Genomic DNA, 25,375 nt, shown 5'->3' with positions numbered 1-25,375 from the left:
GTTGCCCGGGAAAGCGGCTCATGGCGAAGCTCGGGCCTGCCATGAACGCATCGCAACCTGATCATGCCCCGGTTTCCGCGGAGGTCTCCCGGCCGGTGAAGCTCTCCGCCGCGCTGCTGGGGGCGACTTTGGTCGGGGCGTTGGGCGGATTGCTGTTCGGCTTCGACACCGCGGTCATCTCCGGCTGCCAGGACCAGCTGAAGGCGCTGTTCCAGCTCACCGCGAATGAGCAGGGATTCATGACCGCCTCGGCCTTGATCGGGGCGGCGATCGGATCCCTGGCGGCGGCGCGGCCGGGCGACCGCTTCGGCCGGCGCGACTGCCTCAAGGTCGCCGCGGCGTTCTACCTCCTCTGCGCGCTCGGCTGCGCGCTGGCGTCGGGACTGTGGATGATCGTCGCCGCGCGGATCCTCGGCGGGATCGCGGTCGGCGCGACCTCGGTGCTGGGCCCGATGTACCTTGCCGAGATTGCCCCGGCGTCGTGGCGCGGCCGCCTGGTCGCCTGCTTCCAGGGCAACATCGTGATCGGGGTTCTGGTCGCTTATTTCTCGAACTACCTGATCGGCCAGCTCGACCTCGGCGCGGTCGAGTGGCGGTGGAAGCTTGGCGTCCAGGCCTTGCCGTCGCTGGCGTTCCTCGTCCTGCTGTTCTTCATCCCCCGCAGCCCGCGCTGGCTGGTGATGACCGGGAAGGACGGGGAAGCGGAAGGCGTGCTGCGGAGGATCGGCGTCGCCGACACCGGCGCGCAGGTCGCGGTGATCCGCAATTCGCTCCACGGCGAGCAGGGGAAGCGCTCGGCGCCCTTGTTCGTGAAAGCGCACGCGCGGCCGGTCTTCCTCGCGGTGGCGGTGGCGATGTTCAACCAGCTCGGAGGGATCAACGCGCTTTGGTACTATGCGGATACGATTTTCGCGATGGCGGGTTTCAGCAAGGACTCCAGCGCGCTGCAGCCGGTGTTGCTCGGCACGGCGAACCTCATCGCCACACTCGTGGGCATGGCGATCATCGACAAGGCGGGCCGCAAGCCGCTGCTCATGTGGGGCACCGCGGGATGCGGGACCGCGCTCGCGCTGGTGGCCTGGATCTTCAGCGGCACCGCGCACGGCGGCTGGCTGGTCTGGTTGCTGGGCGGCTTCGTCGTTTGCCATGCCTTCGGCCAGGGCGCGGTGATCTGGGTGTTCATCAGCGAGATTTTCCCGACGGCGGTGCGCGGCAAGGGGCAGACGCTCGGCAGCTTCACGCACTGGTTCATGGCGATGCTGGTGTCGTGGACCTTCCCGCTGCTGGCCCGCGACGTCGGCGAGCCGGGTGCCGGCTTCCCCTTCGCGTTCTTCGCCGCGATGATGGTGGTCCAGCTTCTGGTCGTCGGCTTCCTGTTTCCGGAGACGAAGCAGGTCGCCCTCGAAGACATGGAGAAGACCCTCTAGTTTCCCAAGTCGATCCGCCATGCCCTCCAGCCCGATCATTCCCGCACGCGTCGTCCCCGGTCACCGGGTGGCTTCCGGCCTCAATGGCAACCCGCGCTTTCCCGGCGGAACCCTGCGCATGCAGCAGCCGTTTTTCCGCGAGCGGGGCCTCGACCTCGCGGCGTTCCACCCCGGCACGGTCAATGTCAGCATCGCGCCGTGGCGCTACCTCGTGGGCGGGGCGCGTCACACCTTCCGCCGGGTGAAGTGGCATCCGGTTGAACCGGCCGAGGACTTCTCGTTCTTCGACGTCGAGGTTCGCCACCGCGGCGGTCCGCCGGTGGCGGGGTGGATCTACTACCCGCACCCGGAGACGAAGCCGGAGCACCTGCAGGACCCCGATGTCCTCGAGCTGCTGCTGCCTTTCCTCGACGGACTCGGCTACGGCGACGAGCTCGAACTCCGCGTTCCCGAAGACCAGATGAGCTTCCAACTCCAAACGATCTCCTCATGAAAATACCCTGTTCCGCCTATGCCGTAATCTCCCTCCTGCTGCTGCCCGTGCAGGGCGCGGAGGACCTTTCGATCGCCGACTTCGAATCGTCAGACTACGGCAACTGGGAGGCGAGCGGCGACGCGTTCAAGGCGGGTCCGGCGGGAAAGGATGCCTGGCCAGCGCTCGAGATCACCAACGGCGCGGGCAAGGGGGTTGCCTGCAGCGAGAACCTCGACGCGGGGCGCGGCACGGGCAATGACCGGCCCACCGGCCGCCTGGTCTCGCCGCCATTCAAGATCGAGCGGAAGTTCATCTCGTACCGGATCGGCGGCGGCGACTACGAGCGCCACTGTTGCATGAACCTGACGGTTGGGGGCAAGATCGTCAAAAGCGCGACCGGCCGGAACTCCGACGCGATGTACGCCGCGAGCTGGGATGTTTCGCGATGGCTGGGGAAGGAAGCGCGGATCGAGCTGGTCGACGAGGCGCCGGGCGGATGGGGGCATCTCCTGGTCGATGACCTGGTGCAGACCGACGAGCCGCCGGTGCCACCGGTGGTGACCTTTCCGCTCTATCAGGAGCCGCTGCGGCCGCAGTTTCACTTCACCGCGCGGCAGTGGACGATGGACCGCCTGAACCCGGGAATGCGCCAGGACGGGTGGCTGAACGATCTCAACGGCATGGTCTACTACGACGGCGAGTATCACCTGTTCGCCCAGCGCTGGAACAAGTGCTGGATCCACGCGGTCAGCCGCGACCTGATCCACTGGGAGGAACTGGAGCCGGCCTTCTGGGAGGAGTGGCTCGACAGCGCGGTCCAGTCGGGCACCTGCGTGATCGACTACGCCAACAGTTCCGGTCTCTCGCCGGACAAGGACAACCCGCCGATGGTGGCGTTCTGGTCGAGGAACGCACCGGTCCACGGCATTTCCTACAGCCTCGATCACGGGCGCACGTGGACGAATTACGAGAAGAACCCGATCCTCGAGTTCCCCGAGCGCGACCCGAAGGTCTTCTGGTACGAGCCCGGGAAGCATTGGGTGATGATCCTCTACGGGCACGGCAAGTATCACGTCTTCACCTCGACCAACCTGCTCGATTGGAAAGATGAGCATCATCCGATCCCGGATGCCTTCGAGTGTCCCGACTTCTTCGAGCTGCCGGTCGTCGGCAAGCCGTCGGTGAAGAAGTGGGCGCTGATCCACGCGGACGGGAAGTATTCCCTCGGAACCTTCGACGGGCGGGAGTTCAAGGAGGAGACCCCGCGGTATACCAGCGACCTCGGCGGGCACAATTTCTACGCGACCCAGACCTTTGACAACACCGACAAGGCGGACGGCCGCCGGATCCAGTTGGCGTGGATGCGTGGATCGGACTTTCCCGGCATGCCGTTCAGCCAGCAGGTGTCCTTTCCCTGCGAGCTGACCTTGCACGAGACACCTGCGGGCCTGCGGCTGTTCCGCAATCCGGTCCGCGAGATCGAAAAACTCCACGGTGCCGGGAAAAACTGGAACTCTCGTACCTTGGAAGCCGGAGGGAAGCTCCAGCTCGCCGGAGCGGGGGAGCTCTTTCATCTCAAGGCGGAGGTCAGCATCCCGGAAGGATCGCGGCTTGAGTTCAGCCTGAGGGGGCATCCGGTGACGGTGACCACGTCGGCGGTCGATTCGGGCAACGGCACGCACGCGACACAGGGGCCGGTGCGCAACCTCGAGATCCTGCTCGACCGCGCCTCGGTCGAAACCTTCGCCAACGACGGCGAGTATTCGTGCACCCGCTACTTCCAGCCGTCGGCCGAAGGACTGACGGTCACCGCGCAAGGAGGCACGGTGGAGCTGAAGTCGATCGAGCTCCACGAACTGAAGTCGATCTGGGAGAAGTGATCCTGCCGGTTCAGCCGGCGCAGCGGTTGGTGCGCGGAGGTTCGGTCTCCGTCAGCGCGGGGTAGGGCGGGATGCCCCCGGCGTGGGAACAGGCGGCGGCGGCGGTCTCGCAGGCCGTCGCGGCGATCTCCCGCAGCGGCCGGCCTTTCAACCACCCGGTGAGGAGGGCGGCGGTGAAGGCGTCGCCGGCCCCGACCGTGTCGGCGACCCGGATCGGGATGCCCGGCTGGACGATGGTTTCGTCGCGCGAGACCAGCACCGCGCCGTCCGCGCCGCGGGTCATGGCGACGAGGTCGAGGTTCTCCTTTTCTAGCAGGTGGCGGAGAGCGGAATCCTCGGGATCTCCGGCAGGGATGCCGCAGGCCTCGAGGACGAGCGGGAATTCCTCCTCGCTCAGCTTCAGCACGCTGCACAGCCCGACGGAATCACGGATCATCATGCGGTCGAAGTAGGGGGCGCGGAGGTTGACATCGAGCACCCGGGCCAAGCCGGCCTCCGCCGCCAAGGCGAGGGCCTGGCGGATGGTCGAGCGGGTTTCGATCGAGCGCTGCGACAAGGTGCCGAAATAGATCGCATCCGTGCGGGGCAAGCGGTCCGCGAGGTCCGCCGACCACGCGACGTGATCCCAGGCGGAGTCCTCGCCGATGGTGAACACGGGCTTCCCTTCCGCGTCGAGCGTGACCCGCACCGTGCCGGTCGGGTGGCCGGGAACCTCCTGGAGGAGCGAGGTGTCGACGCCGAAGTGGCCGAGGATCGCGCGCGCCTCGCGGCCCGCGGCATCGCGGCCGAGCCCGCTCAGCAGCGAGACCCGGGCGCCCGACCGGACCGCCTGGCAGGCGAAGTTCGCGGCCGCGCCGCCGAAGCAGGCGCCGGACGGGAAGAGATCCCAGAGCACCTCGCCGATGCCGATGATCCGCGGCGCGGGGCCGGGCAGGTCCGATGTTGCGGGGTTGGGATGGGAAGAAGTCATGGATGAAGGGTGGGACAAGGAAAGGACGGGCCCGCCCGCGGGCCCGTCCGGTGGTTCCGGGCCACCGCCGTCCGCGCCGGGGATCCGCGGCGCAGGGGACGGCGGGGACCGGTTCAGGTCATTCGACCTCGACCGCTTTCAAGCGTGCGAACAGGCGGCCGTCGATGGCATTCGATGCCGGGATGGTCACGGTCACGTCATCCGGTGCGGCGAAGTCGTCGATGGTGATATCGATGCCGTCGGCGTAGGAACCGCTGAACTGCTCGACCGGAGCCGAACCCCAGTTCTCCAGGTCGCCGCCGTACTCGACGCTCAGGTCCACGCTTCCCAGCGACGCCTCGTCGCGGGTGAAGGTGAGGGTGATGCCGGTGGCGGCGTCGCCCTGTGCCTGCACCAGCGAGGCCCCGTCCTGGCCGAGCGGGTTGCCGCCGAGGATCCACTCGAGGCCGTTGGCCACGCCGTCGTTTTCCGGGTCGGCATCGAAGGCCGGGTCCTTGCCCGGGGAACCGTCGAGGCCGTTGTCGGCGGCCCAGGATTCGTAGGCGGTGGCGACGGTGGTCGAGGTCAGGGTGACGCGCGAGCCCTGGCTGTAGTCCAGCGTGAAGCTGTTGAGCCCGGCATTGACCGTGGCGCCTTGTGGCAGGCCGGCGAAGGTGCCGGTCAGGGTGGTGCCGCTGTAGTCGATCAGGGTCAGCCCGGTGCCGGCGGGAATGATGCCGGCCCCGATTTCGGTGAGCGACAGCGTCGCGCCGGAGATGTCGATCGGCCCGAAGGAGACGAAGCTGTCGGCGATGTCGTTGGTGCTGTCGATCTCGATGTCGAGGATGGCGCCGGCATTGAGCAGCGCCGATCCGCAGAAGAAGTCGCCGATCCCGCCGATGCCCGGGGCGACGGCGGCGCCGGCGGCGACGGTGAGTGCGGAGAAGTCGCTGTTGCCGAGTCCGGCAAGCGTGCCCGCGTTGACCTGGGTCGGGCCGGAGAAGCTGTTGAAGCCTCCGATCACCAGCGTGCCGTCGCCCGTTTTGATCAGCCCGGCGCTGCCGTCGAGCGAACCGTTCAGGGTCACCGTGTGGGTGTCCGTGTCGATGGTGGTGTCGCCGCCGGTTCCGGTCAGCTGCATGTTGACCAACGTGCTCCAGTCGGCCGCCGCGGCGAGGGTGCCGCCGCCGAGGTTGACGGTGTAGAGGAAGTTGGTCGACTGGATGCCGCCGGTCCCGATTGTCATCGTGCCGCCCTCGAGATTGTAGGTGCCGGTACCGAAGGCCAGGATGCTGCCGATGTCCAGCTGGCGCACGCTGATCGATCCGCCGGTTTGGTTGAGGCTGGCGGTGACCCCCGCAAGCTCGCCGCCGAGCGCGATGCCGAGCCGCATGTTGCTCATGTCGAGGATGCCGCCGGCCATGTTGTAGCTGGCGGTGGTGCCGGCGACGTTGCCGCTGGCCCCGAGGTAGGCGCTGTCGCGGTTCGACGGGTTGTAGGTCACGGTGCCGCCGTTCTGGGTGATCGTTCCCGACCCGCCGTCGCGGCCGAGCACCAGGGCGTCGGCGTAGTCGCCGGTGATGTTGATGACCGCTCCCGGCTCGATGGTCACGTCGGTGGTGCCGGCGGTGTTGCCGAGCCAGATGACCGATCCGTCGCCGGTGAAGCTGGTGGTTCCGGTGAAGCTGAAGACCCCGTCGGTGCTCGTCAGGCCGGCGAGGGTGCTGTCACCGCTGAAGGTGCGGTTGCCGAAGCCGGTGTCGAGCAGGCTGCCGTTGATCGTGTTGGTGCCGCCCAGCGCGAGGTCGCCCGATGCGCCGCCCAGCACGAGATTGCCCGATGTGGTGGAGGTCCCGTTCAGCGACAGGCTGCCGCCATTCACGGTGATCGTGCTCCCGAACGAGGCGGGGGCGGTGAAGGTGAGGGAGCCGGCTTCGTTTTTGGTCAAGCCGCCGGAAGAGGTCACCGTGCCGGTGCCGCCGATGGTGTAGTCGATCGATCCGTTGATGACCGTCATCGACGCGGTGGCCACGTCGGTGGTCACGTTGACGGCCGGGCTGTCGGAGCCGAAGTCGTCGAAGGTCACCGGGTCGCCGTCGGCGAACTGGGTGGCTGAGGCGCCGTCGTCCCAGTTGGACGCGGCGAGATCCCAGACGTTGGAGACGCTATCACCGTTCCAGGTCAGCTCGCGGCGGCTGGTGCCGAAGACCACGTCCGACCAGGACTCGCCGAGGCGGATCTCGTCGTGCTTCACGGTGCGCGTTCCGACGAAGGCGGCGACCGAAAGGCCGTTGAAGGACATGTCCGACGCGGCCAGCTTGGCGAGGGTCGGGACGCCGGGTTCCGTCGCGGAAACGGGGTTCTGATAGACATAGACATCGTCGTCGCCGGCCTTGAAGTCGATGCGCACGACGTAGAAGTTCACGCCGGTGCTGCCGGGGCCGATGTAGGTGGTCGCGCCGCCGGTCCGCAGGCCGACGGTCGGGTTGTTGGTGTCGTTGCCGATGCCGCCGATGCGGCCCGGGTCGCCGAGGCTGCCGCGGTGGAACTCGAACTCGTAGAACAGGCTGGTGCCGTCGGGCTGCTGCAGGAAGCTGATGTAAATCGTCTTGCCGTCGGCGCCGATGTTGCCGTTGCCGTCGATGTAGCCCGCCGTCCCGAAGCGTCCGCCGGGGCTGGTGTCGAGCAGCCGGCCGTCGCGCTTGGCGTTGGGGATGAAAGAGCTGTTGGCCATCGACTCGGTGTCATAGCCATTCGGGGCATTGGTCCCGGCGGTCAGGTTGCCGGCCTGGACGTTGCCGCCGCCGTTGTCGACGGCGGTCCATGCGGCACCCCAACCGAGCCCTCCGGACTTCCCGTTCATGTTGGAAGTCCCGGCGTCGTAGTCGAAGCCCTCGTAAGCCAGCAGTCCGGCGGGCGTGGCCGCGACGACCACGGTGGCGTCCGCGCTCTGGTCGCTGCCCTGCGAGTTGGTGGCCACCAGGTGGTAGGCCCCGGCGTCACCGGCCTGCAGGCCGGTGAGGGTGAGCGTGGAAGAGGTTTGTCCGGGGAGCGGATCACTGCCCTTGTACCACTGGTAGCTGGGCTCCGGGTAGCCGTTGGCGACTGCGGTCAGGCCGATGGTGCCGCCGGTGAAACCGGTGACGGCGGCCTGCGGCTGGCTGGCGAAGACGGGAGCCGCGAGGACCGGCAGCGTGACATCGGACCAGGACTGGCCGAAGCGCACCTCGTCGTGGGCGACCGTGCGGCCGTTGTTGAAGGCCCCGAAGGAGATGCCGTTGAACGACATGTCCGCGGCTCCGGGCTTGGCCAGGGTGGCCGCGCCGAGACCCGGGTCGGTGGCGGAGGTGGGGTTGCGGTAGACGTAGACGTCGTCGTTGCCCGGTTTGAAATCGATCCGCACCACGTAGAAGTTCACCGTGGTGTTGCCCGCCCCGATGAAGGTGTGGGTGCCGTTGGGGGCGCGGAGGTTGACATTGTCGCCGCCCTGGTCGTTGCCGATGCCGCCGATGCGGCCGCCGTCACCGAGGTTGTTGCGGTGGAACTCGAACTCATAGTAGGCGCTGGTGCCGTTCGCCTGCTGCATGAAGCTGAGATAGAGCGTGGTCCCGTCCGCGCCGATGTGGCCGTTGCCGTTGCGGTAGCCGCGGGCGCCGAAGGGGCCGTTGCTGGAGGTGTCGAGGAAGCGCCCGACCCGCCGTTGGTTGGGAAGCAGGCAGCTGTTGCCGGTGGAGAGCGCGCCGTATCCGGCCGGCGAGGCGGCACCGGCCGCCAGGCTCGAGAGGATGACGTCGGCGCTGCCGTTGTTGACGGTCTGCCAGCCGCCGCTCCAGCCCGACCCGCCGTCCATGGAGGTCAGGTTCGAGGCGCCGTCGGGGTAGTCGAAACCCTCGTAGGCAAGTTGTGCGGCATGGGAGCCGAGAGGGACCAGGACCAGTCCTGCGAAAAGGGCGGCCCGGTTCGCGACGGGGATCCAAGATGGATATCTCATGGGTTTGCGTGGTGGGGTTGGGTCGTGATTTCGCGGCAAGGGGCGAAACTCCAAGGCGGACGGAAACGACGCCGCTCTCTGGATGATCCCGAGGATTGTCAGACCTTTCGCCGCAACAACGGCAAAGCCGGCAGGCCGGAAGGATCCTGTCATGGCAGGTTCGCCACCCGGCCTTACAGGTTGTCACCGCGCCCGGCGCGGGCCGGCGGCTCAGGGCACGACCGCCCGCAGGCGGGCGAACAGGCGGCCGTTGGCCGAATTCGCGGCCGGAATGCGGACGCTGACCCGGTCGGGGGAGGCTGCTTCGTCGACGCTGACCACGACGCCGCCCGGATGGCTGCCACCGTTGCGGTCGACCGGCACGTCGTGCCAGTCGCCGTCGAGGCCGTCATTCCATTGGGCAAACAAGGATGCGGCGGCGAGCGACGCCTCGTCGCGGTTGAAGGTCAGCGTCAGGCCATCGCTTTCATCGATGGCGATGAGCGCCGGGGCGTCCTGGGCCAGCGGGTTGCCGCCGAGGATCCACTCCAGTCCATTGGAGATCGAGTCGCCATCGGCGTCAGCCTCGAAGGCGGGTTCCTTGCCGGGTGATCCGTCGAGGCCCGCCGAGGTCGCCCAGGCGGTGAAGGGGTCGATGCCCAGTGCCTCGGCCCAGGTCCTGCCGAAGCGGACCTCGTCGTGGGCCACCGTGCGGCCGTTGACGAAGGCTCCGAAGGAGATGCCATTGAAGGCCATGTCCCCGGCCGCCGGCTTGAAGAGCGAAGGCGCGGCGGGTTCGGTCGACGAGGCCGGGTTGCGGTAAACGGTGATGTCGTCGGCGCCCGGCTTGAAGTCGATACGAATGACGTAGTAGTTCACCGCGGTGCTGCCGGGGCCGATCGGCGTCTGGCTGCCGTCGGGCGACCGCAGGTTCACGTTGTCGCCGGCCTGGTCGTTGCCGATGCCGGCAATGCGTCCCGCGTCGCCGAGGTTGTCGCGGTGGAACTCGAACTCGTAGAACAAGCTCGTCCCGTCCGGCTGCTGCATGAAGCTGACATAGAGCGTGGTCCCGTCGGCGCCGATGCGGCCGTTGCCGTCGAGGTAGCCGTGGGTTCCGAAATTTCCGGCGGGCGAGGTGTCCAGCAGACGCCCGACGCGGCGGCCGTTCGGAAGATGGACGCGGTTGCCCGCGGCGCGGTCATCGACCCCGGCGGGAGCGTTGGCACCTGCGACCAGCGAGCCGGCGGGCACGTCGGCGCTGCCGTTGTTGATCGTCTGCCAGGCGCCGGCCCAGCCGGTTCCGCCATCCCTGCCGCTGAGGTTGGCGGATCCGCCGGGGTAGTCGAAGGACTCGCGGGCCAGCGGTCCGGCCGGGAGCGGGACGAGATCGGATTCGAGCGTGAGCTGGTCGGCGAGGAAGTGCTGCTCGCTGCCGGGATCCACCGCATCGGCGGAGAGGAGCTGGAGGTGGATCACGGCGAAGACTTCGCTGCCGACGTCCTCGATCGAAGGGGTGAAGGTGGCCGTCACGCGTTGGGGCGCGACATTGGAGAGGGACGGCAGGTCGTCGCCGCTGGCACTCACGATCCGGGATCCCGCGGTGCCGAGCAGCGTGCCCCGGTCTCCCCGGACGCCGCCGGTGAGGCCTTTCCGGAAGGACACGCTGACCTCGCCCGAGTAACTCGCCCCGGCGATGACCCGCGCGCCAAGGTCGGCGCCGAGGGTGAAGGTCTTGCCGAGGTCGTCGAGCGCGACGTGGCCGAGCGACTGGAACAGCCCGGCCCGGTCCTCGCCGGAACCGTGGCGGGTCTTCATCGCCGCCGCGCCGTTGCCGGTGAATCCGGGGAACCCGTCGCCTACACCAAGGGCGTCGCCGCTGTCGTCCCAGGCGCCCGCGGCGTCGCTCCAGTCGCCGAAGGTCGTCCAGCCGGGAACGCCGGTCCGGAACGTGGTGCCGGACGGAAGGCCGTCCTCGAAGCCGGGATTGGCGAGGCTGGTCGAGAGCGGGATTTCGGGCAGCCACGCGGAGGCCAGCGATTTGACCTCGAGCGAATGCACCCACGCCTCGCCGCCGACCGCGTGCAGCGACGGCACCGCCGCCCCGTTCGCCGGATTGAGGTAGTGGGAGCCGAAGCGCTCGCCGTCGAAGGCGTAGGCCTCGAGGCTGAGCCGGTCCAGCAGCAGCCGCAGCTTCACCCGGCCGTCGCGCGGCATCAGCGGGCCGTCGACTGCGGTCGCGGGATTGCCGTCGGTGCCGGTGAAGGTGAGCGCGCCGGTCGCGGTCTCGTAGTTCACGGTGGTGCGCGGGAGCTCGATGACCACCCGGGTGGCGGTGCCGGGATCGAACTCGAGCGACAGGTCGACCAGATCGAGCGCGCCGATGCCGTCGAGGAGGTTGCCGCCCGGTGCGAGGGCCTGTTCCGTCACCGTGTGGGTCGCGGTGACCAGCGACGAGATTTCGGGAACCGGCCAGGCGCAGAGGCGGACGCCGTCGGGAGTGGTGCGCAGCGACAGGTCGCAGGGGAACGACATCTGCTGGTTGAAGGGCAGGCCGTAGGCGTCCGCGGAGTTGGGGCCGCCGTTCATCCAGCCGACCTGCACGGTGCGGCCGTCCGGTGCCTGGTTGAACGACTGGGCCGCATAGAAGTTCCCGCGGCTGGCGTCGAAGGGTCCCGCCTCGGTGGTGAAGGTGGTGCCGTCGAAACTACCGATCTCGTAGTCGAAGCTCGCGTCGTAGATGACCCACTTGGTCTGCGCCGGGTCGCCGTCGACCGCGGCCGGGAACAGGTCCATGCACTCGAAGGCCCAGTCGCGCAGCAGGTCGGAGGCGAAGGTCCAGTCGGTCAGGTTGGTGGAGGTGAAGAAGCGGATGCGGCCGGGGTTACTCTGCACCCAGAGCAGCATCACCCACTTCTGCGACGGCTCGTGCCAGAAGACCTTGGGGTCGCGCTCGCCGCTGTCGAAGCCCTGGTTGGGCACCACCGCGCGGCCCTGGTTGTGATATTGCCAGGTCACCCCGCCGTCGGTGCTGTAGGCCATCGCCTGGTAGAAGGGTTCGCTGGCGTAGGTGAAGAAGGCGACCAGCGTCTTGCGGGAGCTCACCTGCACCCCGAGGCTGTTGTTGTGGTCGACGACGGCGGTGCCGGAGAAGATCGTGCCGTTGCGGCCGTCGACCTGGTAGGGCAGCAGCGCGTGGTCGAGCTGGCGCCAGTGGAGCATGTCGGGGCTCACGGCGTGGCCCCAGGTCATGTTGCCCCAGCCGGTGCCCAGCGGGTTGTGCTGGAAGAAGAGATGGTAGTTCTCGCCGTCGAAGACCATGCCGTTCGGGTCGTTGAGCCAGTTGCGGCGCGAGCTGAAGTGGAACTGCGGGCGCAGCGGCTGGTCGTAGCCGGTGGCGGGAAGGGCGGCGGCCGGGATCCCCGGGGTGAGGCGGAAGCCGCCGTCGCCGGCCAGGGCGGGTTCGTCGCTGGCTTCGAAATCGTCGGCGTTGATGTGGCCCCAGCCGCCGCTGGCCTGGTCGAAGATGACGACCTGCGCGGTCTTTCCGACCAGCGCTTCGGCGTCGAAGGTTGCGGGAATCATCGACTCGGTGTTGAAACCGGTGCCCATCGGGTACTCGGTGCCCTCGCAGAGCAGCTTCACCCCGGTCTGGCCGGGCAGGCTGCCGCCGCCGATCCGGAAGGTGATGTAGCGCCGGGTGATGGTGAATTCCTGCGAGGTCAGGGTCCCGGTGGGTCCGTCGCCGCGGGTGTCGCCGGGACTCCCCGAGGTGCCGTCGTAGTTCTCGAAAGTGCCGATCCAGTAGTCGCCGTCATGGCGGCTGGCGACGTTGCCGCGGGCGGTGGTGTTGTCGCCGAAGGTCGGCTGGCGGGGGCTGAAGGCGCTGCCGGAGGCGGTCCAGTTTGCAAGGGTGCCCGCTTCGAATCCGGAGTTCGGGAACAAGGGCTCCGCGGCGCCGGCCGGGAGGGCGGCCAGCGCGGCGAGCAGGAAAACGAGGTGCAACCGGTCCTTCATCCGTTGAGAAAGGTGTCCCATCCTGCCATGAAGCAAACCGCAATTCGAGGCCGGGGCACTCACCTGTCATGACAGCTTGCGCGGATCGGTCGCGGCTTCTCCACCGATCCTTCGCGCCTTCTTCACGGTTGAAACCTCGACGCTGCATGGCGGAGCGGGAGAATCAACCGATGACTCCCTTGAAGCAAATCCGCCTGGCGGTTGGCATCGTGATCGCCGGCCTGGTGATTAGCGGGGTGACAGCCTTCCCGCTGCTGCATGAGATCCGTTGGCTTTCACTCCTGCTCGTGGGTGAAAGCAGGTATCAGCCTGAACTGCACACCGGCTTGGCCCATTGGATCCTCACCGTCCGCGAGGGACTGGAAGAAACCCATGCGCAGTATCCCTTCCTCGCTTACGGCACCGACTGGCTGGCCTTTGCTCACCTGATGATCGCTCTGTTCTTCATCCTGCCGTGGCGGGAGCCGGTGCGATATGCGGGCGTGCTGAAGGTCGGGATCGCGGCGTCCTTGCTGGTCATTCCGCTGGCGCTCGTCTGCGGGCCGATCCGCGGGATCCCGTTCGGCTGGCAGTTGATCGATTGCTCTTTCGGGATCCTCTGCCTGCCGCCCTTGTGCTTCGCCTTGCGGAAGATCAAGTCGTTCGAGACTAGCGGTCCGCCGGCAGCTCCTTGATCCAGCGCTCGAGGATTTCCAGCGCCGCGGTGTCCGGGAGATGACGGGTGACGGGCGGCATCTGAGCGGCGGGATCGGTCGAAGCCATGCGGTAATGCAGCATCGACTTCGCCGGATCCCCCGGGACGAGCAGGCGGGCGCCGTCGATGCCGAAGCTGTTGCGCAGCTCGCCGTTGACGATGCCTTGGCTGGCAAAGGGCGTATCAAAACGCGCGTCCCAACCTGCGCCGGTGCCGCCGGGGCGGTGGCAATGGGAGCAGTTGCCGTCGAGGTACGAGCGAACCCGTAGTTCCAGCGGGGAGTCCGAGTCGTCGATCCGGCAGGTCCTGGAAAGCCCGGGGATCGCGGACTCCCCGATGTCCTGGCCGAACATCCCGAGGTAGTTCCAGGTCCGCAGCTGGTTGTCGCGGTGGCCGCCCGGGTAGTTGAAGTCGCCGTTGAGCTGGCGGGCCTTCGGTCCGAGGACGAAGCCGGCATTCGGCGTGTGGCAAAGAAAGCAGAGGCCGCGCGCCGGGTAGCTCCAGCGTTGGTCGCGGCTTGTGCCCGAGACGTCGGTGATTTTGATCACCTCGTCCTGGCCGGTTTCCCCGACCAGGTCGGCATCCGACTGGTCGGGCCGCCAGCGGTAGCTCGCGCCGTAACCGGAGGTGCCCTTGGCATCGAGCACCAGCACGCGGGTTTCGATGCGGCGGCTGGCGATCTCGAAGTGTTGGACGAAGACCGTGCCGCCCGGCCATTGGAACTCGCCGGTCGGGGCGAAGCCGGCCTTCGCGTCACCCGGCAGGGCGACCCAGCGCCGGACCTCCGCGCCGTCCGCCCAGATCGTGCTGTTCAGTCCGTAGGGCACGACACCGGGACGCGGGGTGAGCTGGCGGTCGATGAAGATCCCGGTGGCGGAAAGGACGGCCGGAATGCCCCCGTCGGCGGTGGCGGGCAGCTTCAGGCCGACAACCGGTGGACGGACGTCGAGGCCGTAAGGCGTGTCGCCCGAGATCCGGAATGCCACCTGGGTCTCCGCGCTGCCCGCGGAAGAAATGGTCCGAACCGTGGTGTCGGCGGCCACCCGGAAGGGCTCCTTGTAGATTGCCGAGTCGGGACCCGGCGCCGATCCGTCGACCGTGTAGCGCAAGGTCGCGCCCGGTGTGGCGCAGGACAGGCGAACCCAAACCGGGCCGCTGAAGCTCCCTCCGGCGGGAGTCACCACGGCCGGGGCGGTGCCGGGTTCGATGTCGAACGCGTCGCTGACGACTTCCCCCGCCGCGCCGCGGGCGCGCAGGGTGTAGCCGCGGCCGGGCTTGTCGATCGCCAGCGCGGAGAAGGTGGCGACGCCATCGACCGCTGCGACGGTGGTGGTTCCGGTGAGGCGGGCGCCGGACGGATTGGCATCGAGGGAAACCGTGATCTGGTCCGTAGCGCTGCCGACCGTCTTCCCGCCGGAGTCCTGGAGCACGAACGTCACCTCGCCGAGAGGCGTTGCGACATGGGAGCCCTGCGGCTGCGTTGTCACCGCCAGCCTGGCGGCTTGGCCACCGCCGCTCCACCGCACCCGCCACAGCGCGCCGTCCTTGCTGGCGGTGTTGGCTTCGTCGGAACCGCCGGGAATGCCGGCCCGCTCGATGTACCAAAGCGAGCCGTCGGGCGCCGTGGCGACATCGATCGGGCGATTGATCGCGGTGGCGAAATCATGGGCATTCCCCGCATCGGCGGGATCGATGTAGCGGATCCAGCCGCCGTAGTCGGAGAAGAAGAACTTCCCGCTGTAGCTGGCGGGAAAGGTGCCGGGACCGGGTCGGGACGGTTGATAGAAGTCGCCGCCACAAAGCGCGGTGCCCTTGCCCTTGCCATGGTCGTAGGCGTGCGCCGGGGCGCGGTAACCGGGCGGCAGGTCCTGGTCGCGGGGCGGGCCGTCGATCCCGGGCCAGCCGAAGTTCACGGCCAGCGGCTTGCCGGCGGAGTCGTAGGAGTTGATCTGCTCGTAGTTCGCGCCGACCTCGCTGAGAAAGAGCAGGCCGCTGCCCGGCTGCACCGCGATGGCATAGGGGTTGCGCAGGCCGAGCGCGACGATTGCCCGGTTGCGGCCCTTGAAATCCCGGTAGTGCGGGTTGTCGCGAGGGATGCTGCCGTCCTTGTCGATCCGCAGCAGCTTGCCGAGGAGGTTGCCGGTCTTCTGGGCGTTCGGGCCCTCGGCATTCTCGCCGGTGCTGACGTAGAGCTTGCCGTCCTTGCCGAAGGCCAGCCCGCCGCCGTTGTGCCAGCCGGTCTTCGAGAGGTTGTCGAGTTCCAGCAGCACCTTCTCGCTGCCCGGCAGCGCGATATTGCCCTTCAGGGTGAAGCGGCTGACGCGGTTGTTGCTGGAGCGGTGGCTGCCGTCGCGCGGGTCGCGGTTGTGGGTGTAGTAGACGTAGATCCAGCCGTTGCGCGGGAACTCGGGATCAAAGCAGACGCTCAGCAGGCCGCGTTCGTTCCAGCTGTCGATGGCGGCGGTGAGGTCGAGGCAAGGCTCGTCGAGCAGCGCTTCGCCGTCGATCACGCGCAGCAGCCCCTGCTTCTCGCACAGGAACAAGCGCCCGTCCGGAGCGAAGCTCATCGTGGTCGGGTTCAGGCCGCCGGCGATCTTGCTCTCGGTGAAGCCCGCGGGAAGCTCCGCGGCGCTGGCGGCACCGAACATCAGGCATCCGGCGAGCGCGCCGGAGCGGGAAAACTTCCGCAACTGCATGCGTTCAGCCTTTGAGCTCTTCCAGCTTCAGGTCGCGGAACTCGATCTTCATTTGCAGGCCAGGATGCACCTGCAGGCCGACCGGGCCCTTTTCGCCGGCGGTGTCGGATTCGTATTCCAGCACCTTCTTGCCGTTGAGTTCGACGGTGTAGACCTTGCCCTTCGCGGTGATCTTCATGGTGTTCCACTCGCCTTCCTTGAGCAGCTCCGCCACGCCCTCCGCTTCCTTCGGATACTTGCCTTTGGAGGCGATGTACGGCGATCCGGTCATGTCGCGCTTCAGCGACCCGGAGATGCCGATCTGGATCTGGTCGTTCGGCCCGCGCAGGAAGAAGCCGGAGTCGACATGTCCCTCGAAGCGGAACCCGGCTTCGATGGTGAAGTCGGTGTATTCCTTCTCCGTCCACAGGATGGAGTTCTGCTTCTTCTCATCGCTTTCGCCGGTCAGCACGCCGTCCTTCGCGGTCCAGTAATTGCCGCCTTCGATCTTCCATCCGGACAAGTCCTTGCCGGTGAAGATCGGTTCCGGCGCGGCGTGGAGCGCGCCGAGGGCAAGCAGGGAAATCAGCAGGGTTTTCATGCGTGGTTCTTTGGAGTTCCTCGCAGGCAAGATGCCCGTCCGCCCGCCGTCAAGGCAAGGAGCGCCTGAGACTCAATCGGGTAGGGCGCGGCCTTTGATGCGGTGGACCAGCACCGGCACGATGAAGATCAACAGCGTGAGCACCGAGGTGCCGAGGTCGAACCACTTGCTTGCGAGGAGGTCGTGGACCGCATTTCCCGGCGGGAGGAAATGGCGCGGCACGCTGAGCATCAGCTTCACCCCGAGGATGGCGATGACCACGAAGGCGCAGGTCTCGAGGAAGGGGTAGCGGTGCATCAGCTTCACGAAGCCCTGGGCGGCGAAGCGCATCGCCAGGATGCCGAGAAAGACGCCGGTGCAGACGAGGACCAGCTTCGACGGCATCGGGAAGTTCTTCACGTAGGCGACCGCGGCCAGCACGTTGTCGAGTGAGAAGGCCAGGTCCATCACCTCGACCGCCGCGACCGTCGCCCAGAAGGGCCCGAGGCGGCCGAAGGTCATCCGGTAGAGCCAGTTGCCCTCGGTGGCGACGGCGTCTGCGCCCTCCTCCTCGACCGACCGGTGCTTTGAAAAATGCTGCCACGCCAGGTGGAGCAGGTAGAGGCCGCCGATCGGCTCCAGCCACCAGACGGTGATCAGCCAGGCGGCCAGCGCGAGACAGACGCCGCGGAAGGCGTAGGCACCGATGATGCCGTATTTCAAGGCCTTGCCGCGCTGGTCTTCCGGCAGCCGCATCACCATCGTTGCCAGCACCGCGGCATTGTCGACCGACAGCACGCCCTCGATCAGGATCAGGATGAAGACGACCATGATCCCCGCGGCGGGATCGGGTCCGAGGAGATTGTAAGTCCAGTCCATGGGCGGCGGCGGTGACGCTCACGCCGTGGCCGCGTGGAAACAAGCGCGATCCTTCAACTTGCCGCTGCCAGCCAGTCGAGGACCGGCGCGCGGTAGTGCAGCGGCAGCGAGTAGTGGCCTTCTCCCTCGATCCAATGGCCCTCCGCTCCCGGTACCCGTGCGGCGAGTTTCCTGGCGACGTCACAAGGCAGGTTCTTGTCGGCCAGGCCGTGCCAGAAAGCGGTCGGCACGCGGATGTCCGCGGGGGAGAAGTCCCAGGGCTCGAGGTAGAGCTCGCCCTCGTCGAGGACCCGGCCGGAGCCGTGGCGGACCGCCTCGAGGTAGCTGCGGGTGACGCTTTCCCAGCAGCCGGCGTCGCGGATGGCCTCACGGTCGGCCGCCGGAACGCTGCGCATCATCCACGACATCGGCGCGCGGTCGGCGCCGCGACCGATCATCCAGCGGCTGGCCTTGATGACGGCGGGCGTGGTGGTGCGGCGCAGGCCCTTGAGCCGGGACATCGTGCGGTAGGCCCAGTGCATGTTCACCCGGTCGGCGGGGTCGCCGAAGGGCGGGGCACCGCAGACGACCGCCGCGGCGATGACCCGCTCCGGCAGCGCGGCCGCGGTGGCGAGCGTGTAGGGCCCGCCGCCGGAAATGCCGTAGACCCGGAAGCGGTCGAGGTGAAGCGCATCGGCCAGCGCGGCGACATCCCCGGGCCAGGCGCCGAAGGTGCGGGCCGGGAGGGGATCGGAAAGGCCGACGCCGGGCCGGTCGGGCGCGATGATCCGCAGCCCGCGGCCGGCGGCTAGCTCATGGACCAGCTTCCCCTGGTAGCGGCTGCTCGGCCAGCCGTGGAAAAAGAACACCGGGGCCCCGCCGGGGTCGCCGTATTCCGCGTAGCCGAGCTTGCGGCCGTCGGGGAGCCGCACCGATTCTTCTTCCTTCATCGCCCGCAGCCTAACGGATGTGGCGGCGGACGCACATCGAAGTTCGTGACGACATCATCGACGCAACCGCTCACAGGTTGCGCAGCGACTTCGCCGCGTCGCTGCGGGCCGCGAAGAAGGCCGGCACGAAGGCGGCAACGGAGCAAAGGATGAAGGCGCAGACCGCGATGACGGTGATTTCGACCGGGTTCCACGCCACCGGCAGCTCCTCGAAGCCGAGGAAGGATTTCGGGAAAGGGTCGAAGCGCATCCCTCGCAGCACCGCCTGCAGGCTGCCGCGGAAAACCAGGACGAGGATGCCGAGGCCGGTTCCCAGCAGCGCCCCGAGGAAGCCGAGGATCATCCCCTGGTGGACGAAGACCCGCACGATCTGGCCCGGTGCCGCGCCGAGTGCCTTCATCACGCCGATCTCGCGGCGCTTCTGGATGGTGACGGTGAACATCACGGCCATCATCGAGAACGCGGACACCAGGATGATGAACGACAGCGCGAAGTACATCATGATGCGCTGCTGGTTGATCAGCCGCGAGAAGTCGCCGAACTCGGTGATCCAGGTCACCGCCTGCCAGTCGGGCGGCAGCTTGGCGGTGAATTCCCGGGCGTAGCGCTCGGCCTGATAGGGGTCGTCGAGCCGCACCGCGATCCCTTGCACCGCGCCCTGCAAGCCGGCGAGCTCCTGGGCGAGCGGCAACGGCATGAACACGTCGGGTGTCAGCGCCATGTTCGATGCCAGGTAGACGCCGGTCACCTTGGCTTCCTTCGGCAGCACGATCTCCTTGATGGTTTTGAGGATATCAGAGTCCATCTTCTCGATATCGGTGGCGTCGAGTTCGGTGAGCTTGGCGGCGGCCTGGTCGGGGAAGCCGGCAGCGAAATAGGTTCCGTCCTCCTGTTGGTCCCCCTCATCGAGCATCCCGAGGAACTCGCCGACAATATCGTGCTCGGGACCGCGGATCTCCTGGTTGTAGATGTCGAAGAGCGGCTCGTAGAGCTCGTTGTAGCGGTCGTTGTCGAGGAACAATCGGCCTTCGCGGGCCACGAAGGAGGACTTGAGCCTCGACTTCGCCTCATCGAGCTGTGCGGCGAATTCCTCGCGCACCGGCGGCCGGCGGGTGATTCGGTCGATGCGTTCGATCTCCTCGAGATTCTGGGCGGACAGGAATTTCACCGTGTCACCGACCTGCAGCCCGAACTGGCGGGCGATGGTGGACGAAACGACGATCTTGTCGTCGAGGCCCATGTCCGCGGAGCTGTCCGGGTGATCGGTGCGGTCCAGGAGCTTGTCGATGCCGGCGACCTGCGACGCATCCGCGGTGTCCACGCCGCGGAAAAACACCGGCCGTTTGCGAGACGCCATGTCGACCATCAGCACGTACTCCTGGACGAAGGCGGTGGCGGATTCCACGCCCGGTTCCTTGGCCACCGCGCCGGCGATTTCCTGCCAGTCGCTGATCGGTTCGCGGAAGCCGGCGAACGGCGTGAATTCGAGCCTGACATGGGGCGAGAAGCCGAGCAGGCGGCCCTTCACCTCCTTTTCGAGCCCGGAGTAGACCGCCATGACCACCACCAGCACCAGCACCCCCAGCAGCACCCCCGTCACCGAGATCAAGGTCACGGCGGAAAGCATCGCCCGGCGCGGGTTGAGGTAGCGCCAGGCAAGCATGAAGCTGAAGGATCGTCGGGCCATGCGCCTTGCCTAGCCGCGAAGCGCCCCGCGGGCAAGGAGGGTATGCGGGTGTGGAGCCACCCCCCTGGTCCGCCGCACGGCGATCACTGTCCGGGCTTGAGCGGCCGGTCGTCGAGTTCGGGCAGCAGGAGATTGGCGGCGAGCCGGCGGAACCAGTCCTTGATCGAAATCGGCGTGAACTTGGCGTCGCGGTCGTCGGGGCAGTCCGGATCGCTTTGGTCGCCGGTGCCGCAGCCGCCCTGACCGGCGTCGTCTTCGGGCATCGCGGGAAGGCGCATCAGGCAGCGCGAGAAAAGGCCTTCGGCGGCGTGGACCCCGAGTTGGCGGTAGGCTTCGAATTGTTCCTCGTCGAAGAACTGGTCGAGGGTGGTCTGGTGGGGGAAGGCCGGGTTGTTGATGCGGTAGCGGCGAATCAGCTCGGACTCGTTGCCGGTGACCGACAGCTTGATGTAGAGAAGCAGGCCGGTTGCCTCCGGCCGGTCTTTCCCCGCTTGGGGGTAATGGATCCGGCAGAGGTGGTAGTGGGTCCGGCTGTAGCCGGTGGCGCTGCCGGGGCGCAGGTCGTCGAGCTGGGGATCGATCCGGATGCCGAGGTCGATCTGGGCGTGGCGGATGAGGGTCATCAGCCCGTGGAAGGTGAAGCCGGGATCCGACTCGCCATCGACGCAGATGATGAACTTGCAGCGGCGGCGCAGCAATTCGTAGGTCGCCAGGTTCTCGATGTGGCCGCCGTCGGAAAGGTTGATCCATGCCTTCTGCTCGTCCATCCAGAGACCGGTCATCTCGCGGAGGAGGCAGACGAAGGACGGATGGGTGCCCTCGATCTTGCCGAAGGGGAAAGGCTTCCCGGGTTGGCGGATCCAGAAGCCAAGGCGGATGTTGAGCACGGTCAGCAGGGCGCGGAGGGGCGGCAGCGAGCCGAGGCCCATGTTCGACGAGAACGCCGCGCCGGAGGTGGCCATGGCGGTGGCGAGGTCGGCGGCCCGTCCGTTCATTTTCCAGCTTCCGGTCGGGTGATAGCCGAGGACCGGACTTCCCATCCAGTGCTTGGAAAACAGGAAGAAGTCGGCACGGCGTTCGCGCAGGCCGGGGGATGTGCTCGATGGCAGGTTGGCGGCGGCGTTGATCAGCTGGTAGGGAACCCGGCGGCTTCTTTCCGGCGGCTCGGTTTGCTGGTCCGGGCCGACTCCGTTCAGGGGAACTTCCGGTTCCTCGTCGTCGCGCTTGCCGATGAAGGTCTTGCTCAAGCCGCGGCGGTAGAGCCGGTGGGGGCCGGTCAGGTTGATGTTGAGGATGACGGCGGCAATCAGCAGTGAGGCCAAGAAGATCCAGAGCAGCAGCGCGGTTCCGCCGCCGATGAGCGTGTAGGATGCGGGCAGATTGATTTGCTCCACCCGGGAGATGCCGCAGAGCAGCAAGAAGAGGATGAAGCCGATGAGCGGGAGGATGAAGCCGGCGAGGCCGATGGTGATCTTGGTGACGAGGAGCCGGGTTTCCGGCTTCCGGATGATGGGAAGGTAGCGCAAGGCGATGGTGAACACCGAAGCAAGGGCTCCGAGGCTCAAGGTTCCGCCAAGGCCGGTCTTCACCCAGACCCGGGACGCGAGGAGGGTCGACCACAACTTCTCCATGTTCGCCCAATTGCCGGACTGGTTCAGGCGGCTGGGGTCGTGGAGGAACAGGATGCCGTAGAGCCAGTCCGCCAGCCAGCCGAGGAACAGGGCCGCGGTGAGGACTGTTAGCGTCGCGAACAGCCAGCCGGCGCGGCGTGCGGCCGTGGGTTTGCCGAGCCGGAGCGCGCCGAAGAACAAGAGGCCGCTGACCAGCACCAGCCCGCCTCCGCTGCCGCACAACCAGGACCAGCAGTCATTCTCGAAGTCCGGGAACAGGTGGCCGAAAAGGATCGCCAGGGGAATGACGATGACCAGCGGTGCCAGCCAATGCAGCAGCATCCCCATCACCGTGGAGGTGACCATGCCGACGGCATCCCAGAGGTCAGTGGCCATCAGGTACTTGGCGCGGTTGCGGAGGTAGCGGATCGGCTCGGGGTCGGGACCGTGCGGTCCGGCGAGGGCGGACAGATCGGTGGCTTTCCTCGCGTCAGGCGGAGCGGTGATGGCGACTTGCGGATCCTCTTCGAGCTGGCGGGCGATGAAGCAGGCCGCGTAGCCGCCACCGGAGACCGATGAGAGGAAGTCGACGTCGGGAAGCAGCTTCTTGGCCGCCAGCACCTGGGTGACCCCGAGGCAGAAGGTGGCCGAGCGGATGCCGCCGCCGGAAAAGGCCATGCCGATGGCATCCTTGCCGTCGTTCCCGAGGTCCTTCTGGCGGTTGTCTTTCCAGAAAGCCCGCCGCCGTTCAACCTCCTGGTTTTCCGCGGTGTTGATTTCCGCGACCCCGATGCCGCCGGATTTGTGGACCTCGATCTGGTCGTTCGCAGGGATGCCATAGGCAATCTCGGTCCCGATCAATGCATCCAGCTGGCGGCGGGTCAGCGGGTGATCGACCCGCTTGATTTCGCCGGCCGAGTCGCCATGAGCCATCCGCTGGATCTCCCCGGCGAAAGCGAGAAGCTTCTCCTGGACGTCGGCGAAATCGACCCGGAAGGCGTCCCCGCCGTCGCGCGACTCCAGTGCGCCGTCCTCGTTGGGCCGGTCCCACTTCGAGGTGACCGGCCGGAGCGTGCAGTTGAGCATGTCGAAGGCCCTGGCGGCGAATTTCAGGCAACCCGGGTTGTCGCGTATGATCGCGCGGGTGACATCGAACACCGCGTAGAGGCTTTCCAGCGCCTTCCGTTCGATGCCGAACTGATAGGGCAGGGGTTGGATGACGATGCGGGTGACCAGCTCGGACAGGAGCGCCTCGGCGGCGTCCTTGTCGGCTTGGGAGTATTCCGGGAGGTCGCCGGCGTCGGGGTCGGAATCCGGAGCGGTCATGGGGAGAGCGATTGCGGGGTGGACGTTGCGAGTGCCTCGAGCCCCTGCCGGATCAGCTCGGCGATCCTGCGGAAGTCCGTCGCCTCCAGCAGCTCGCGGTTGGAAGCCGGGTCGAGCCCGTTGCGGAGGGTGGCGGTGAGATTGTCGGGATCGCTTCTCTCCAAATGCCCCCAGAGTTCGTCGAGCGCCCTTCGCGGCAACAAGATGGAAGGATCCGACTGGGCCGCTTGCTCGAGGTGCCCGACCGCGGCGGGGCAGCGGCATTGCCTGAGTTGATGGTCGGGGCTCAGTTCGTCGGGACGCTCGCGCGGGTGGGCGAGCAACCAGCCCGCGAGCTTGCCGGCGGCTCCCTGTGTCGCGCCGACGATGAAGCAGGGCCGCTCCTGATCGAGAGCGTGGAGGACTTCCTCCCAGATTCCGGGCATGATGCCGCTGTAGCCGGTCAACTTGCCGCCGATGAAGAGGTGGGCGAGGGGTGTGAAGGAAAATTCGGGGTCCTCGGGAATGTCGCACGAGATTTTCCCGCAGGCCCTCCGCCGCATGGCGGTGAGGCAGCGCGCCATGTTCGCCTGGGTGGCGGTGCTGTCATCGCCGTTGAAGTCGGGCTCCGGGAGGCGGTCCGCAACCGGGATGCCGGCCGCCTCCTGATCCACACGGAGGAAGGAGCAGGTGTTGATCCAGCGCGCCTCGTCCTCGATGCTGAATCCCAGGGAGTCCGGCCAGGCGCTGAGGTTGAAAAGGCGGGAGGCGTGGCGGGGGACGGCCGATGACGGGTTGGATTCGGTCTTGTCGCGTTCGGCCAGCAGCAGGTTGAGGAAGGTCTCCGTGAAGTTGACCGGAGACTGCCATGCCGGCTTGGAGTTCCAGTCCGGAAGGCTGCCGCCGTAAAGGAGCGACAGGTCTTCCTTGAAAAGGGGATGAAGGATCTTGGTGAGCAGTTCGACCGTGTGCTCGTCGCTCAGTCCCGCGTCGACACCGTCGGTGGCATTGCCGGCGGAGATGGCGAGGACCTTGGCCGCGAACAACCCGACCTCCGGGGTGGCCGCCGTTTCCTCCTTGAGCGCCCCGAAGGCGTGGAAGCGGATCGTGGGATAGATGAGCTGTAGCCCCTTGAGTTCCACTCCCGACAGCCCGTGTCCGGGGTGGTGGATGGTCACCCCCGCCTCTGAAGTCCGATCAACCTTTGCGAGCCGCAGGAGGTGCTCGATCATCACCGGGTCGGGCGGCCGGTTCACAAGGAGGCGGGTTCCGTTGGGCTGACCCGCGGGCCCTTCGTTCACCACCTTCCGGGCGAGCAAGCGGTAGAAGCTGGAGAAAAGGATTTCGCGGAGCAAGGTGACCACCGCCGCGCGGGCGGTTCCCGGCTTCCATTGCACCGATGGTGTGTGACCGAGTTCAGGAATCGTCCGGGCCACCTTGATGCCGTCGAAATTGGTCACCACCACCGCCGGCATCACCGAGAACATGGGAGGCGAGCCGGTCGCATGGGCCTGGATCTGGACCGGCAGCAGGAAGTCGCGGATCTCCTTCCGGCACCAGGGCCGGTCGGCATAGTGGTCGCCTTGCACGACCAGCAGGCCCGCCGACTCGCTCTCCAGGGCGCTCCGGATCACCTCGGCGAAGTCATGGCCGTAGGCGATGTCATTCTCGTCGAAGAAGGTGTGGCATTGGGTTTCGGTCTGGATGAAGCTCTTCAGCTTCTTCGGTATGTCCGTGCCGTCGGCCTTGGCATGGCTGAGGAAGATCTTGATCGGATTGATCTCGGAGGGATTGGCGAGGCGCCGGAGCAGCAGGCAGAGTGCCTCGGTGAGGCGGGTCATCAGCGCTTCCTTGGCATCCGCGCCCGGCGCGTCGAGCTGACGGATGAAGTTCAGCTTCCGCACCGAACTCGGCATCTGGTAGGCGGTGTCGTGCAGGGCAACCGGCAGCAGATGCCAACGGGTGGAGTCGCTCTCGGCTTCGATCCCGTTGAGCTTCTCGGCCAACCGGCGCCAAGGCATCGATGCCACCATGTGGGGATCGATCAGCGGGATGATGATATTGTGATCGCAATTCCGGGGGATGATCGGGAATGAATCCGCTTCCGGATTGGCGGCACAGCGGAAGTAGACCGGGATGCCGTCGCCCCCGGGCAGCCGGAACCAATGGTAGATGCGACGGGCGAGTTCCGGGCCCTCCTTGCACTGCGGGTGCCAGAGGACATAGATGCGGACCGGAGTTTGGAATGGCATGGGAGAAGAATGGCCGTTGGCAGGCGGGCGGCTGGAGCGCGGATTCGAG

At 67.2% G+C, this 25,375-nt stretch carries 14 protein-coding genes; 4 read left to right on the top strand and 10 right to left on the bottom strand.

Annotated features, from left to right (window positions below; all coding sequences use genetic code 11):
* The first annotated feature begins 41 nt into the window (after window positions 1-41).
* From IG178_RS10990 to IG178_RS10980, 3 genes are read left to right on the top strand one after another with little or no spacing between them, the layout of a single operon-like run.
* Entirely contained in the window at window positions 42-1,427 is a 1,386-nt protein-coding gene (locus IG178_RS10990; protein ID WP_226895313.1) for a sugar porter family MFS transporter, read from the top strand.
* Window positions 1,428-1,446: 19 nt separating this feature from the next.
* A complete protein-coding gene (locus IG178_RS10985) occupies window positions 1,447-1,920 on the top strand; it encodes a hypothetical protein (RefSeq protein ID WP_193212594.1) in 474 nt (157 codons plus the stop codon).
* Entirely contained in the window at window positions 1,917-3,782 is a 1,866-nt protein-coding gene (locus IG178_RS10980; protein ID WP_193212593.1) for a glycoside hydrolase family 32 protein, read from the top strand. The genes IG178_RS10985 and IG178_RS10980 overlap by 4 nt, the downstream gene beginning before the upstream one ends.
* Window positions 3,783-3,792: 10 nt before the next feature.
* On the opposite strand, the gene IG178_RS10975 is transcribed toward IG178_RS10980, so the two are convergent.
* The 3 genes from IG178_RS10975 to IG178_RS10965 form a co-directional block, all read right to left on the bottom strand.
* Window positions 3,793-4,752, bottom strand: a complete 960-nt coding sequence (locus IG178_RS10975) for a carbohydrate kinase family protein (protein WP_193212592.1) — start codon at window positions 4,750-4,752, stop codon at window positions 3,793-3,795.
* Window positions 4,753-4,870: 118 nt separating this feature from the next.
* Complete coding sequence (locus IG178_RS10970) at window positions 4,871-8,722, bottom strand: beta strand repeat-containing protein (protein WP_193212591.1); 3,852 nt, start codon at window positions 8,720-8,722, stop codon at window positions 4,871-4,873.
* 210 nt (window positions 8,723-8,932) lie between these two features.
* Window positions 8,933-12,715: a glycoside hydrolase family 32 protein gene (locus IG178_RS10965; protein ID WP_193212590.1), complete on the bottom strand. Its 3,783-nt coding sequence runs from the start codon at window positions 12,713-12,715 to the stop codon at window positions 8,933-8,935.
* 170 nt (window positions 12,716-12,885) lie between these two features.
* Here IG178_RS10965 and IG178_RS10960 point away from each other — a divergent pair, with 170 nt between their 5' ends.
* On the top strand, window positions 12,886-13,389 hold the full coding sequence (locus tag IG178_RS10960; RefSeq protein ID WP_193212589.1) for a hypothetical protein: 504 nt from the start codon (window positions 12,886-12,888) through the stop codon (window positions 13,387-13,389).
* On the opposite strand, the gene IG178_RS10955 is transcribed toward IG178_RS10960, so the two are convergent.
* The 7 genes from IG178_RS10955 to IG178_RS10925 form a co-directional block, all read right to left on the bottom strand.
* Complete coding sequence (locus tag IG178_RS10955) at window positions 13,364-16,105, bottom strand: PQQ-dependent sugar dehydrogenase (RefSeq protein WP_193212588.1); 2,742 nt, start codon at window positions 16,103-16,105, stop codon at window positions 13,364-13,366. The genes IG178_RS10960 and IG178_RS10955 overlap by 26 nt on opposite strands.
* Before the next feature lie 4 nt (window positions 16,106-16,109).
* On the bottom strand, window positions 16,110-16,685 hold the full coding sequence (locus IG178_RS10950; RefSeq protein ID WP_193212587.1) for a 3-keto-disaccharide hydrolase: 576 nt from the start codon (window positions 16,683-16,685) through the stop codon (window positions 16,110-16,112).
* A gap of 72 nt (window positions 16,686-16,757) precedes the next feature.
* The gene (locus IG178_RS10945; RefSeq protein ID WP_193212586.1) at window positions 16,758-17,543 is read right to left on the bottom strand and encodes a TerC family protein; all 786 of its coding nucleotides are present in this window, start codon (window positions 17,541-17,543) and stop codon (window positions 16,758-16,760) included.
* 53 nt (window positions 17,544-17,596) lie between these two features.
* Window positions 17,597-18,472, bottom strand: a complete 876-nt coding sequence (locus tag IG178_RS10940) for an alpha/beta fold hydrolase (RefSeq protein WP_193212585.1) — start codon at window positions 18,470-18,472, stop codon at window positions 17,597-17,599.
* A 70-nt stretch (window positions 18,473-18,542) separates the two neighbouring features.
* A complete protein-coding gene (locus IG178_RS10935) occupies window positions 18,543-20,159 on the bottom strand; it encodes an ABC transporter permease (protein ID WP_193212584.1) in 1,617 nt (538 codons plus the stop codon).
* Between the two features lie 83 nt (window positions 20,160-20,242).
* Window positions 20,243-23,095, bottom strand: coding sequence for a patatin-like phospholipase domain-containing protein (locus tag IG178_RS10930; RefSeq protein WP_193212583.1), 2,853 nt, complete (start codon window positions 23,093-23,095; stop codon window positions 20,243-20,245).
* A complete protein-coding gene (locus tag IG178_RS10925; protein ID WP_193212582.1) occupies window positions 23,092-25,326 on the bottom strand; it encodes a TIR domain-containing protein in 2,235 nt (744 codons plus the stop codon). The genes IG178_RS10930 and IG178_RS10925 overlap by 4 nt, the downstream gene beginning before the upstream one ends.
* Between the last annotated feature and the right edge of the window lie 49 nt (window positions 25,327-25,375).

Source organism: Neoluteolibacter marinus, assembly GCF_014904755.1.
Lineage (GTDB): Bacteria > Verrucomicrobiota > Verrucomicrobiia > Verrucomicrobiales > Akkermansiaceae > Haloferula > Haloferula marina.
The sequence above is the reverse complement of the archived record's forward strand: the minus strand, read 5'-3'. Positions and strand labels throughout refer to the sequence as shown.

Coding starts and splice junctions, on each gene's coding strand:
- IG178_RS10990 (WP_226895313.1), top strand. CDS start 42: ATGAACGCATCGCAACCTGATCATGCCCCGGTTTCCGCGGAGGTCTCC.
- IG178_RS10985 (WP_193212594.1), top strand. CDS start 1,447: ATGCCCTCCAGCCCGATCATTCCCGCACGCGTCGTCCCCGGTCACCGG.
- IG178_RS10980 (WP_193212593.1), top strand. CDS start 1,917: ATGAAAATACCCTGTTCCGCCTATGCCGTAATCTCCCTCCTGCTGCTG.
- IG178_RS10975 (WP_193212592.1), bottom strand. CDS start 4,752: ATGACTTCTTCCCATCCCAACCCCGCAACATCGGACCTGCCCGGCCCC.
- IG178_RS10970 (WP_193212591.1), bottom strand. CDS start 8,722: ATGAGATATCCATCTTGGATCCCCGTCGCGAACCGGGCCGCCCTTTTC.
- IG178_RS10965 (WP_193212590.1), bottom strand. CDS start 12,715: ATGAAGGACCGGTTGCACCTCGTTTTCCTGCTCGCCGCGCTGGCCGCC.
- IG178_RS10960 (WP_193212589.1), top strand. CDS start 12,886: ATGACTCCCTTGAAGCAAATCCGCCTGGCGGTTGGCATCGTGATCGCC.
- IG178_RS10955 (WP_193212588.1), bottom strand. CDS start 16,105: ATGCAGTTGCGGAAGTTTTCCCGCTCCGGCGCGCTCGCCGGATGCCTG.
- IG178_RS10950 (WP_193212587.1), bottom strand. CDS start 16,685: ATGAAAACCCTGCTGATTTCCCTGCTTGCCCTCGGCGCGCTCCACGCC.
- IG178_RS10945 (WP_193212586.1), bottom strand. CDS start 17,543: ATGGACTGGACTTACAATCTCCTCGGACCCGATCCCGCCGCGGGGATC.
- IG178_RS10940 (WP_193212585.1), bottom strand. CDS start 18,472: ATGAAGGAAGAAGAATCGGTGCGGCTCCCCGACGGCCGCAAGCTCGGC.
- IG178_RS10935 (WP_193212584.1), bottom strand. CDS start 20,159: ATGGCCCGACGATCCTTCAGCTTCATGCTTGCCTGGCGCTACCTCAAC.
- IG178_RS10930 (WP_193212583.1), bottom strand. CDS start 23,095: ATGACCGCTCCGGATTCCGACCCCGACGCCGGCGACCTCCCGGAATAC.
- IG178_RS10925 (WP_193212582.1), bottom strand. CDS start 25,326: ATGCCATTCCAAACTCCGGTCCGCATCTATGTCCTCTGGCACCCGCAG.